General features: G+C 53.4%; 9 protein-coding genes. 5 read left to right on the top strand and 4 right to left on the bottom strand.

The genetic code is table 11. The features are described from left to right. Positions 1-214: 214 nt before the first annotated feature. Positions 215-1,168: an SUMF1/EgtB/PvdO family nonheme iron enzyme gene (locus P9L94_19320; protein MDP8246242.1), complete on the top strand. Its 954-nt coding sequence runs from the start codon at positions 215-217 to the stop codon at positions 1,166-1,168. Positions 1,169-1,363: 195 nt separating this feature from the next. Here the strand turns inward: P9L94_19320 and P9L94_19315 are convergent, their stop codons facing one another. The 3 genes from P9L94_19315 to P9L94_19305 form a co-directional block, all read right to left on the bottom strand. Beyond that, positions 1,364-3,232 carry a DUF115 domain-containing protein gene (locus P9L94_19315; GenBank protein MDP8246241.1) on the bottom strand — a complete coding sequence of 623 codons (1,869 nt, stop codon included), beginning with the start codon at positions 3,230-3,232 and terminating at the stop codon, positions 1,364-1,366. Beyond that, complete coding sequence (locus tag P9L94_19310) at positions 3,229-3,960, bottom strand: ubiquinone/menaquinone biosynthesis methyltransferase (protein MDP8246240.1); 732 nt, start codon at positions 3,958-3,960, stop codon at positions 3,229-3,231. Before P9L94_19310 ends, P9L94_19315 begins: the two co-directional genes overlap by 4 nt. Positions 3,961-4,040: 80 nt before the next feature. Then, entirely contained in the window at positions 4,041-5,141 is a 1,101-nt protein-coding gene (locus P9L94_19305; protein ID MDP8246239.1) for a hypothetical protein, read from the bottom strand. A gap of 432 nt (positions 5,142-5,573) precedes the next feature. On the opposite strand from P9L94_19305, the gene P9L94_19300 reads away from it, so the two are divergent. Further along, positions 5,574-6,221, top strand: a complete 648-nt coding sequence (locus tag P9L94_19300) for a tetratricopeptide repeat protein (GenBank protein ID MDP8246238.1) — start codon at positions 5,574-5,576, stop codon at positions 6,219-6,221. A 688-nt stretch (positions 6,222-6,909) separates the two neighbouring features. Here the strand turns inward: P9L94_19300 and P9L94_19295 are convergent. Next, entirely contained in the window at positions 6,910-8,130 is a 1,221-nt protein-coding gene (locus P9L94_19295) for a hypothetical protein (GenBank protein ID MDP8246237.1), read from the bottom strand. Between the two features lie 119 nt (positions 8,131-8,249). Here P9L94_19295 and hflK point away from each other — a divergent pair, with 119 nt between their 5' ends. The 3 genes from hflK (at position 8,250) to P9L94_19280 (ending at position 12,206) form a co-directional block, all read left to right on the top strand. Next, positions 8,250-9,308 (top strand): FtsH protease activity modulator HflK, encoded by a 1,059-nt coding sequence (gene hflK / locus P9L94_19290; GenBank protein MDP8246236.1) that lies wholly within the window; start codon positions 8,250-8,252, stop codon positions 9,306-9,308. A gap of 1 nt (position 9,309) precedes the next feature. Further along, positions 9,310-10,374 (top strand): protease modulator HflC, encoded by a 1,065-nt coding sequence (gene hflC, locus P9L94_19285; GenBank protein ID MDP8246235.1) that lies wholly within the window; start codon positions 9,310-9,312, stop codon positions 10,372-10,374. 626 nt (positions 10,375-11,000) lie between these two features. Continuing rightward, complete coding sequence (locus P9L94_19280; protein ID MDP8246234.1) at positions 11,001-12,206, top strand: family 10 glycosylhydrolase; 1,206 nt, start codon at positions 11,001-11,003, stop codon at positions 12,204-12,206. Positions 12,207-12,209 lie beyond the last annotated feature (3 nt).

Here is a 12,209-nt window from a genome sequence, read left to right as displayed (position 1 = left end):
AGAGCAAGGTGGGTTTTACCTACTGGCAGCAATATTACTTATTTAGAAACACGAACCGGGATGGTCAATCGACCGCCCCGGTTTTATTAGATCTTGGGTGATGCAAACTGCTGTTGGTGGGATAAGCCGTAGGGTCTAAATAGGCCTTGCTTCAGTATAAGGATAATTGATAATAGTAACTCACAATACAACATGCGAGGTCAGGGAAAATAGTATGAAAATCAGCGCCAAAATTGCCCTCATTTTATCTGCATTTCTGTCTTTTGACTGTCCTGCATCTGAGACAACGAACAATCGACTTCGTGAAATGATAACGATCCCTGCAGGTGATTTCTTAATGGGAAATAGTGGCAAAGAAGGTTTTGGCGATCCTGCAGAATTCCCGCAGCATACTGTCAATTTGCCGTCCTTTGAGATAAGCAAGCATGAAGTAACACGCGGCGAATTCAGAAAATTTATTGAGTTTGGCGGCTATGACGATCCACAATATTGGTCAAAAGACGGTTGGGCATGGAAAGAAAGCGACTTCATCGTTTATGGAGGTTTGCACGGTAAATCTCAACAAGTCGAGCGCCCCAATAAAGAGCAAAAACGCAGAGAGCCTGAGCATTGGGCATCTGAGCAGGAATGGATTGGGCACGGATACAAACACCCCATTTTCACTCAAACCGATAACCATCCTGTCATCGGCGTCACTTACTATGAAGCGGAAGCCTATTGTAAATGGGCTGGTGGTAGATTGCCCACTGAAGCGGAATGGGAAAAAGCGGCGCGTTGGGATGACCAAATGCAACATGCCAATATCTGGCCTTGGGGTGACGAGTGGGATGCGGAAAAATGCAATAATCCAAAAGACCACAATCTGGCCGGCGGTGGTTACTTAGTCAATCAGAGCGCGCCTGTTGGCAGTTACCCAGAGGGCGCAAGCCCTTATGGTTGTATGGACATGGTGGGCAATGCGTATGAATGGGTTGCCGATGATGCAAAATCTTACCCCGGCAACCCTGAGCCGTTCTTGCATCAGGGCTTTCATTTTGTGAGAGGCGGTTGTTGGGACGATGGCCCTTCTAGCGTCCGGTGTGGGTATCGGGGTTGGTATTTGCCTTCAAGCAGTAGCGGCGTCGGCCCCGGGGATAGCGATTATATCGGATTTAGAATTGCACGTTAGAGCGTTTGTCAAAATAATGTGCGCCACCTGCAACGCCTACGGCTAGCAGGCTGCCGCAGGCAGGGGCTCAGCGATAGATACAGTTATGAAAGCTCAATCCGCACATAATTTTGGCAACCACTATTATAAGGGCCTGAAAGCCCGCACTGAAGCGAGCAGAGTTGTGCCCATACCGCTCGCTGTAAAAACAGCAGTTTACTTCTCTAAATACGATGCGGTTTCGCGAATGATCGGCGGGAACTGGGGGGCGATTTGAAGAAAGGCCGCGAAATATTGGCGGTACTTGTTGAGCCGCAACTCCACCTGATGGCTGAGTTCCTTCTGGATGAATTGATATAACGCGCCGAACATCGCCTGCTCAAGCGCGACCTTAATCGCTTCGTTTTGATGGAGCGCATTGAAGCCGTCTTCCATTTGTTGCCATTCTTGCGTCTTGCGGATTTCAGCGCCCTGCGAAAGTTGCGGCGCCAGCAAATCACATAACCGCAAGCCTTGCTTCGCAACTTGCATCGCTGATTCCAGCGCCTTGGAAATTTCGCTCAAATCATGCTGCAAGCGGGCGATGTCGCATTTTGGTTGTGTGAAGGCGATCCATTGCGCGGGGTTGCCTTGCGGCTCGATGTCGTCGAGCGCTTCTTTTAACGTATGGAGTTCCGTGCCGGCGATTAAGGCGCCGCCTTCGGTGGCGTCGATTACGCGGGCGTCGGTGTGGGCGATCTCTTCGACAAATTGGCGTAAGTACATCGACATGATCTGCGAAGTCGGGACCGGCTCGCCGTGGACGCCGTCCACCCAGACAATTTTTTCTTGCATGGCGTTTGATTCAGACCGCGGGCCGAGTTGCGCATTGGTCGAGCCGGGTTGAATCTCTTGGTGTTCGCGGTGCAAGGCGCTGCCTTGGGTGTGAGTGCGTCCGCCTTTTGGGTCGAAAGCCAAATCCAAGCCGACAAAAACAATCGGGCCCGCACCCAACGCCCGCGCCAAAAAGAAAGCGGCGTTGCCGACCGACACGCCTTTGGGCACATACCCAAACGGGGCGACGGCGCGTTCCATCCAGCGGGTGAATGCGCTTTTTTCTAAATTCATCAACAAACGACGCCCCGGCCACGAACGGGTGATGGGCGCGTAGAGTTCGGGGTCATAGGCCAGGATGGTGTCGCGGGCGAACTCGACGCCTTCAAAATGATGGACGTTGAGTTCGGTCGGGTCGTTTGAAACCACGATGTGCGGCGCGATGTTGTTGGCGCGTAGAGTGCGCAGCGCGGTGTCTACGCAAATGATGATGCACCTCGATTGCGCGTCCGCCAGGTGGTGGACGTTGCGGTCGAGCGATGGCCCGGCGGCGACGATGATTGCGGGTTTTCCCTTTAAGCAATCCGCTAGTTGGTTGACCCCGGCGGCGTTGATCGAGGGCAAGAGGTTGCCCCATAAATTTTCTTGAATGCGTCCGCCGGAATTAATCATCAGGTGAAATTCGGCGTGAGCCAGTTGGACGCGGGCTTCGAGCAGCGCGACTGCTTGTTGATAAAACTTGGGCGCCAGCGATTGCGACGGCGGATGCGGCAAAACCTGTAAGCGGCTGCTCATAACGCCCGGGGTGAGCGTATGAACGGTGGCGTTCCAATCGTCCCACGACTCGCCGAGTTGAATTTGAAAACGCGAGTCGGAAAAGAGGTCATGCAGCGGCGTGACTTGCATCGCCAAACGAAACACCGCCGGGTCGTGTTCAACCAGGGCGCAGTCAAAAAAATGGTCGCGGCGTTTGTCATATAAATGCCGTAGGCGATACCCCAAGCCAATGCCCAACAGCACCGGCGAGAAGACGCAATCGGCGGGCAAGGTTTCGATCTGGCGTTCGCATTCACGCTGCGGGCCATACTGGCTATAAAAACAGACCGGCGAGGTGGACGCATGGATTTCCAGATTGGGGCGTCCCGATTGAGTTTCGACCAGGCGATAGCGCTGCGGGTCAATCTCAACCGGTTCGATCTGCGCCGCCAGCGCCGGGCGGTGTTGCCGCAACGCTTGCAGGTTCGCGTCAAAAATTTTGCTGTCGAGTTTCAAGGTTTTTCTCCCCAAACCAAAGCCGCGCCGCCGACCCCGCGTGGACAATAGCGGTAGCCGACCTCGCGGAACCCGCATTGTTCAAATAAGGCTTTCAATTCTTGCGGGGTTTCAAAGCCCGCAGCGGACGTCGACAAATATTTGTACATAGAATGAGAGCCTGCCAGCAGGGTACCCAACACCGGCACCATGATGTTCATGTGTAAGCGCAGCAACGGCTGTAATGCGCCCAGCTCGGCCCCGGCGGTGTCGAGGTTGACCAAACGGGCGCCGGGTTTGAGAACGCGCAGGGTCTCGCGCAGCGTCGCCTCGATTGAGGTCACGTTGCGCAGGCCGAAACCGACCAGTGCGCCGTCGAAGCATTCATTTTGAAACGGCAGGTTCGTCGCGTCGGCGCCGCTCCAATCAATGGGCGCGTCTTGCGTTCGCGCGCGGCCCTGCGCCATCATCTGCAATGAGAAATCCATCGCCGCGATTCGGCATTGGGGGACGCGTTGCGCCGCGACGCGGGCGAGGTCGCCTGTGCCGCTGCATAGATCGAGAATGCGCGCGCCCGGTTGGCAACGCAACAACGAAACCGCTTTGCGCTTCCAGGCGCGATGCAGCCCGAAGGTCATGATATCGTTGAGCAAATCATAGCGGGGCGCGATGGCGTCAAACCCCTGGCGGACAAACCGGGCTTTGTCGGATGGGGGAGCGGTATTTTGAAGTGAGGAGCCTGGATTCATCAAACCGGATTCACGCTAGAGTCGGCCAAATCAAATTGGCGCTTCGCGCATTATACTCCAGCCTGCGCCGCGCCCAACGATTACGCCGCGTCTAAATGCGAATCAGAATCCAACGCGGATACATCCAACTGAAACGCGCCTACGCGCCCGTCGAGATACTGCGCGGTTGGTTGCGTGTGGATTTTCATCTCATCAAAATAGCCGTCGCTGGATTCAAACGCGCTGGTGAGATGCAGGCGGGTGCGCATGGCCTCGTGAGCGTAAGTGATCTCGCGCATTTTTACGCGGAACCGCTGCCCGCTTGGAAACAGCGGCAAAGCGGACTGAAAGGTGAACTGCGCCACGTCGCCGGGCTGGATGGCCTCGCCTTGCCCAAACAGGTCGATGTGGTGTGAATAATGCGGCGCGTTCTGCTGCATTGTAATCGCCGCCAACAGCGCGTTCATCGCGTCTTGGGTGACGATCGGCCTGGCGTAAATTCGTTCGACGCTGGAACGGGTGAGTTCTTGTGACGCGACGCTGGCGTGGAGTTCTTCGCCATTGACCAGCCCCGCATGGATTTCGATACGGACGTCGTTGCTCTGGTCATGCTGCCAGAGGTCGATGCTGTATTGGTCGCGTTCCAGGTCCACAATATGGTCGGCAACCGCCCCAAACGGACGCAAGCGCAAGGCCGCGTCGTCATCAACGTCCCAACGCCAGTTGCCCGCTAGTTTGGCCATCAGGTCAATGGCGGCCAGCAACGGGTGCTCTTGAAACTCCAACCGGGCGAATGGGACGCAGTGGGCGGGCTGAGGGACATACGTCATCCCGCTGTCGACTAGCAGCGCTTCGATGGTTTCGGTCGCGGTCAATCCCTGAATTTCTTGTGAAACCGTCTGATTGAATTCTTGCGACGGATCCCATTCGGCGAACAAGGTCAAAAAATCGCCCTGGCTGTCGATGCGCACTTGCCGGATGCGTCCACGAAAGCAAGCGGTTTGGTTGATGAGAATATGCAATTCATCGCCAAGACCCAGCGGCGCGTTGATCTGTTCGTTGTAGAGTTCGAGCCAGGCGCGGCGCGGCTGAGCGCCGAAACCGCTTTTGATGATCGCTTTTCGCGGCGCGTTGATTTCGCCAATTGGGGTTTGATCTTCGCGTGAAATAATTTTGATTTGTATTTGCGGTTTTGAGGACATTCGCGGTCGCATCCATTCCTAGAGGTCTATGGATAGACGCGGACACGCAAGTTCGGGCGGGTAATTAAAATAGACAATACAAAACCCGCTGACGGATTGAAGTCGCTAGCGGGTGTGTATTTGATTGAATTCGCTTAAGATACGGCTCAGCGACCTTTGCAGGGGATGCTGCGATGGTTGGCTTTCTTTTTGCGCCAACGAAGTTTATGCGCTTTTTTGTTTTTACCTTTTGCCATCAGTCCGTCCTCCAAATCTGCTCGTTTAGGGACAATAAATATAGCCGAACCCCTAAAATTCACAAGCCTTACGCGCCGCAATCTTTGATCCCGCGCCGGAAGCGGCGTATGATATCCATTCCAAGTGATTTTGCGTCTGAAAGTTGAACTGGTGAGCTGTTCTTTTCGTATCGCGTTTGGGTGTTGTGCGGCTTTGATGCTGACCGCGTTTCAGAGCGGGTGCATCACCACGCGTTCGGACATGCTGCGTGAAATCAACGCCGACATGGGCCGCATTCAACAAGAACTGAATAGCAAACAAACCCAGCGCCAACAAATGACCGAAGAGCGCCGCCGCGTGATCGAAGAAATGAACGCAAAATTGCGCGAAGAAGCCGAACAGTATGAACCGGCGCCAGCGTTGCAGCCCACGGCGCCCGGTGGGTCGGTTTTGTCGACAAGTATTGACGCCCCCTCGATTCTAACCGATACCCAAGCAGGCACGGCCTTTCGCCGTGCGCAGGCGTTTTACAATCGCGGCGACTATAAAGACGCCGCCGAAGAATTTGTCTTGGCCTATCGTTATGCGGGCGAAGAAAACATGCAGGCGCGTTCGCTCTATTGGCTGGGCGAGAGTTATTACCGGCTGCGTGATTGGGAACGCGCGATTTCATGCTTCAACAAATTCGAAACGGAATTCTCGCAACATAAATTGGCGTCCGCCGCGCAGTTGAAGAAAGGCTTTTCGCTATTGCAAGACGGGCAGACGGTCAGCGGACGCGCAACCTTGCGGATATTGATTGAAACCTACCCCGGTTCCGCTGAAGCCCCGCTGGCAGAGCAGCGCCTTAAAGAAACCGAATAAGCGGCTTTAATTCTCATTCGGGTTTCATTCCCCGCCCCTTGGAGCGCAAGAAATACTTGAAGCCATCTCAAAATAATTTTTACTTTCGTTGCGGAAGGCATGGGTACATCTCTGCTTGCTTCGGTGCGGGCTTTCAGGCCCTTATGCACAGGCGCTCCCAGAGTTGCACCCATGCCTGAATTGGCCGTCCAATTTTTGATATTCCGGAATATGTTTTCTTACTCAAAATCATGGCCATCCATCAATGTAAGTAATCAATTACCGGATGAACCTCAAAAAAATTTGCACTTTCGTTGCGAAAGGTATGGGTACAACTCTGCTCGCTTCGGTGCGGGCTTTCAGGCCCTTATGCACAGGCGCTCCCAGAGTTGCACCCATGCCTGAATTGACCAGCTAATTTTTGATATGCCGGAATATGTTTTCTTACTCAAAATCATGGCCATCCATCAATGTAAGTAATTAATTACCGGATGAACCTCAAAGTTATTTGCACTTTCGTTGCGAAAGGCATGGGCACAGCTCTGCTTGCTTTGGTGCGGGCTTTCAGGCCCTTATGCACAGGCGCTCCCAGAGTTGCACCCATGCCTGATCTGGCAACCACTATAAATACTCAATATAATACCCCGCTGCTTGCGGCGTCCGTTGTCAATTGTGCGAAAACAAACCTCCATCAAGGCAATCAGTTACCTCAACGGGTTTTGCGTTGATGCAAGAGTTTTTGGATGCCCGCAATGGGCAGGGCCGCGCTGGCGTTATAGCCCGGCAATCGCGCAGTCTCTTTGAATATCCATTCCGGCGCGTTTCTTTTTTTTAGATCGTTGGCCAGGTCAACAATCATCTGGTCCGCCATCGCAGGGTTGCTGATATTAAGCGCATAGGCGAACCAACCCGACGGCGTCGCCCAGAAAGCGCCGTTTTGGTAGGCGTCCTGCTCGCGCGCATCTTGCCAATAGACGCCGCCCCGCGTGTGGCGCACCTGACCGTCTTGGACCAATTCATGGTAGTGGTCGGCAAAGTATTGTGAGATTCGCTGCGCTTGATCGTTCGCGGCGACGCCCAGATAGACGGCGAAAGCCGATCCCCAGATATCATGTTCCCGACAACGCACCGTCGCAGCCCGGTATAAGCCGACTTCATCGTCCCAAAACGTCTCGTGGATTGCGTCGGTAAGCGATTTGGCTTGATTCAACCATTGCTGCGCTTCGTCGCCCCGTTCAATAGCGCCTAAGAGGTCAGACAATTGCCGACTTGCTTGCACATATAATAGGCTGCTGAATAATACCGCGCCCTGTTTTCGCACGGTGTCAGTAAACCCATAAGGGCAGCGGTCGTAGTCGCGGTTGGGGTCGATATACACCAGCCCGTTGGCTTGGCGCGGGCAGGCGCGCATGGTTTTGAGCAGCGCGTCGATGATTTCGCGTATCAGGGCGCGATCTTTTGTCTGCTGGTAGGTATGCCACGCCACATCGACCGTGAATTGAGAGCCGTCAGCGACCGGGTTTTCGCCCAAACTACCGAAGCCGGGCTTGTAGATGGGGGTCCCGTCAAATTTGATGCAATCAACGCCCGCGCCGTCTGGGTTTAGCTTGCCCGCAAACAAGCGGCAGGCGTCGGTCATTTCTTTCGCCGTGAATGCGCCGGGGTTGCCTTCCAGCATGTAGGCGTAATCGCGCAGCCAAAACGCTTCGTATCCAAGTCCAACCTGCGGTGGAAACGCGGCGGTCCCGTCGTCCATTTCGCGGCGGCATTCATGCACCATTTGGGTGGATTTCTGTTTGAGCCACTCCATCGCTTGTTCGGGCGTTTGGATTATATCGTCGCCTTGCGTCGGCATCGCGAAGGTTGTTAAAACAAAAAGCGCGAATGCCGCCAAAAAGAGAAATGTTCTGCCTATTGGGTCGAGTTTCATGCGAATCGCCTCCTTATTTTGTAGAGTTTTCGACGTTTTTGTCGTATTCCATGTTGAAAGCATACGCTAATGCTACAATAGGCGTCTACACCAAGGCGTATACTCAGGAGTCAAATTCAATGGACAAGAATTTTCAAGACTGGTTTGAAGAGCTGCCGCTCGAAGAACAAAAGCGGCGCAAGGAGCAAATGGCGAATATGCAACCACCAGCATGGATAAAGAAATGGGTTCCCACCGTTATCATTCTCTCGATCGTATTTTTTGGTTTGTTAGTGTTTCGTCCGTGGGTCACGATTGACACCGACGAGATCGGCGTGGTGTTGCGGTTGGGGGAATTCAGCCGCACCTTGGGGCCGGGCATCCACTTTCGTTTGCCGCCTCCGGTTGAATTGATTTATACCCCCCAGGTTACGCAGGTCAAACGCATCGAAATCGGCTTTCGCTCCCGGCCTGGAACCACGCCTGCGCAGCAAGTGTCGGGCGAGAGTTACATGTTGACTGGCGACGAAAACATTGCCGAGGTTAAGATTGCGGTACAGTTTCTCATCAATGATCCGGTCAAATATCTCTTCAATGCTGATGATGTTGAAGAGACCGTGAAAGACATCGCTGAATCAGCCATGCGTAAAGTCGTTGGCGATTATCCCATCGACGCAGTATTGACTGATCGCCGGGAAGACATCGCCGCTGAAATCAAATTGGAGATTCAAGCGCTCTGTGAGAATTACAACCTGGGCGTTTCGATCAAACAGGTGCAACTGCAAGGCGTCGATGTGCCGCCGGAGGTGCAGCCCGCATTTCGCCAAGTGGTGAGCGCTCGCGAAAACCAGGTGCGGTTCGTTAATGAAGCCGAAGGCTACCGCAACAGCGAAGTGCCCAAGGCGGAAGGCAAGGTGCAGGAACTGCTGCAGGAAGCGCAAGCCTATCGCGTCAAGCGCATCGCGGAATCTCAAGGTGTGGTGGAGCGTTTCGCCGCTGTGCTGCGCGAATATGAGGCCGCGCCCGAAGTCACAAAAACGCGTCTCTATCTCGAAACCATGGAAAAGGTCCTCGAAGGCAAAACGAAAGTGATTATTGGGACTCAAAGCCAAAACGACGTACTCAAGTTTTTGAATGTAACCCCGTCGGGACTTACGCCTACGCTGCCGATTGCGCCAGACCCACAAGGAGGGCGATAATATGAAAAAGTATCTCTACGTTATTGGCGTGATTGTTTTCTTCTTGCTGGCGGGTCTGGTTTTATCGGCAGCGTTTATCGTTACCGAAATCGACCAGGCGGTCATCACCCAATGGGGGCGCCCGGTGCGCGTCATTGTGGGCGATTCGCCATTTAACCAAATTGATCTCTTGCAGGAAAATATTGTTAAACTGAACGGTGAAAATGACTGGAACGTGCGCGTTGTCCAAGGCGCAGGGCTGTATTTCAAACTGCCCTATTTTCAAAAGGTCGAATATTTTGACGACCGCGCACTCGAATACGACGCCCAGCCGGAAGCGATCGTCACGAAAGATAAAAAGAACTTAGTGGTCGATAATTTTGCGCGCTGGTATATCTATGATCCGTTGTTGTTTCGCCAGAGCATTATTAGCATCGCCAATGCTCGCACCCGTTTGGACGATATCATCTACTCGGCGCTGCGTGATGTGTTGGGCAAAAATGACTTCATCGAAATTATCCGCTCGAACAACGATATGGTGAACGATCTTGATCTCGACATTCCCGCGCAAAAGCGCATTCAAATCACAACCGGTCGCGACCAAATTATGAAAGAAGTGACCGAGATCAGCCGCCGCGAAGCGTTGTCGCTGGGCGTGTACATCATTGACGTGCGCATCAAGAGGGCCGACGTGCCTACTGAAAACCAGAGTGCGATTTATGAAAACATGAAAGCCGAACGCGCGCGCATCAGCATGAAATATGAAGAAGAAGGCAAGCGCGACGCTGCTATTATCCGCGCCGAAACCGACCTCACAGTCAACAACATGTTGGCGGAAGCGGAACGCGAAGCTCAAGTTATTCAGGGCACGGCTGACGCTGAAGCGGCCCGCATCTATGCGAACGGCTTTGTGAAAGAGGTCTCAGGACAGGCGTCGCAAACTATCCAGGGCTTTGAAGACAATCCGGAGTTTTTCCGTTTTGTGCGTTCGCTCGAAGCGCTTGAGAAAAGCCTGGACAGCAATACGACGCTGATTCTTGATACGCAAAATGAATTGTTGCGGTCATTGAACCAGACAATTAAGTGAGCGAAAATCGCGTGACGCTGGAGAGATTCGCGTCACGCGATGCCTTATGGTTATCGAAAACCCTCGGGGTTGGGTTGCGCTTGTCTCCGTCGCGGCTTATTGCCGCTGACTACGAAAGCCGCTTCACCCAATCCCCTGCGAGTTTTCTTTCGTCATGCAGATGTCACAAGAGATGAATTTGTGTTGTCATTGAACCAGACAATTAAGTGAGCGAAAATCGCGTGACGTTGAAGAGATTCGCGTCACGCGATGCTTTATGGTTATCGAAAACCCTCGGGGTTGGGTTGCGCTTGTCTCCGTCGCGGCTTATTGCCGCTGACTACGAAAGCCGCTTCACCCAATCCCCTGCGAGTTTTCTTTCATCATGCAGATGTCACAAGAGATGAATTTATGCGGTCATTGAATCAGACAATTAAGTGAGCGAAAATCGCGTGACGCTGGAGAGATTCGCGTCACGCGATGCTTTATGGTTATCGAAAACCCTCGGGGTTGGGTTGCGCTTGTCTCCGTCGCGGCTTATTGCCGCTGACTACGAAAGCCGCTTCACCCAATTCCCTGCGAGTTTTCTTTTGTCATGCAGATGTCACAAGAGATGAATTTTTATTTCTTTTTAGGTTGAGGGACGTATGAAGTTACAAACAATTTGCCTGATTACGTTCGTTGTGATTGTCAGTTCATTGCAGGCGGACGCAGATTCGCGGCGGGCGATTTGGGTCACCCGTTGGGATTTCAAAACAGCGGCGGACATTCGCGTCATTATTGAAAACGCCAAAGCGCTTAACGCATCGGACGTGTTGTTTCAAGTTCGCGGAAACGCAACGGTGTTTTATCCCTCCAAACTCGAACCCTGGGCGTGGGAACTCACCAGCGACGATGCGCGTTCGACCGGGAAAGACCCTGGATGGGACCCGCTGCGGACCGCCATCGACGCCGCGCACGCCTCCGGGCTGCGGCTTCACGCCTGGGTCAATGTGTTTCCCGGATGGCGCGGCGGCGACGCCCCACCCAAGTCAGCCCGCCAGTTATGGACGACCCACCGCAGTTGGTTTATGGTCGATCATCACGGTAGTTTTATGTGGCCGACCAAAGCGTTTTATTCGTTTCTTTCCCCCGGGATTCCAGAGGTGCAAAAACACACCGCTGCCGTGATGAAAGAAATGGTCGAACTCTACCCCGACCTCGACGGCATCCACATGGATTACATTCGCTACCCGGGCAACAAAGAGCTCGGCGCGTATCGCAATTTTTCGTTCGACAAAACCAGCGTGGCGCGTTTTAAACAACAATACAAACGCTCGCCTCGCCATGATTCAGACGAATGGAGCCGTTTTAAACGCGACCAGGTGGGCGACTCGTTGCAGTTAATCCGAAAGCAAACCAAAGCGGTGAATGCTGACATCGAACTGAGCGCGACGTTTTTTGCTGATATCAATAAAGCTACCGAAGAAAAAGGCCAGGACCCGTCGCTGTGGTTGCAGAATGAATGGATCGACTGGGCTGTCCCGATGGTGTACCAACGCAGCGCGGCGAAATATCAGGAATCATTGGATGCGTTGAAATTACACTTGGGGACGCAATGGAACTGGCGCATGGTTCCCGGGTTGCTCGCTACGTCGATCTCGCCGGACATTCTGCAAGCGCAATTAAAGGCGACTGCAGATGAGAAGTTTGGGGGGGCGGCGCTGTTTGCGTATTCTGCGTTATACAAAAATCACAAGCCAAATTCAAAAGCCAGTCGCGTTCGCACCATCTGGCGCGAAGAGATGGTCCAAGAGCTCTTAACCAAATCGCCTGCTGAGGCGCAAACCCCAACAGGCGATGATGAATCGTAATCG

Source organism: Candidatus Hinthialibacter antarcticus (assembly GCA_030765645.1).
Classification (GTDB): Bacteria; Hinthialibacterota; Hinthialibacteria; order Hinthialibacterales; family Hinthialibacteraceae; genus Hinthialibacter; species Hinthialibacter antarcticus.
Note: the sequence above shows the minus strand (reverse complement) of the source record. Positions and strands in the feature narration are given on the sequence as shown.

Bases quoted from the DNA above. Each gene is read 5' to 3' on its own strand.
- hflC (MDP8246235.1), top strand. From the start codon at position 9,310: ATGAAAAAGTATCTCTACGTTATTGGCGTGATTGTTTTCTTCTTGCTG.
- P9L94_19295 (MDP8246237.1), bottom strand. From the start codon at position 8,130: ATGAAACTCGACCCAATAGGCAGAACATTTCTCTTTTTGGCGGCATTC.
- P9L94_19280 (MDP8246234.1), top strand. From the start codon at position 11,001: ATGAAGTTACAAACAATTTGCCTGATTACGTTCGTTGTGATTGTCAGT.
- P9L94_19320 (MDP8246242.1), top strand. From the start codon at position 215: ATGAAAATCAGCGCCAAAATTGCCCTCATTTTATCTGCATTTCTGTCT.
- P9L94_19300 (MDP8246238.1), top strand. From the start codon at position 5,574: ATGCTGACCGCGTTTCAGAGCGGGTGCATCACCACGCGTTCGGACATG.
- P9L94_19310 (MDP8246240.1), bottom strand. From the start codon at position 3,960: ATGAATCCAGGCTCCTCACTTCAAAATACCGCTCCCCCATCCGACAAA.
- P9L94_19305 (MDP8246239.1), bottom strand. From the start codon at position 5,141: ATGTCCTCAAAACCGCAAATACAAATCAAAATTATTTCACGCGAAGAT.
- hflK (MDP8246236.1), top strand. From the start codon at position 8,250: ATGGACAAGAATTTTCAAGACTGGTTTGAAGAGCTGCCGCTCGAAGAA.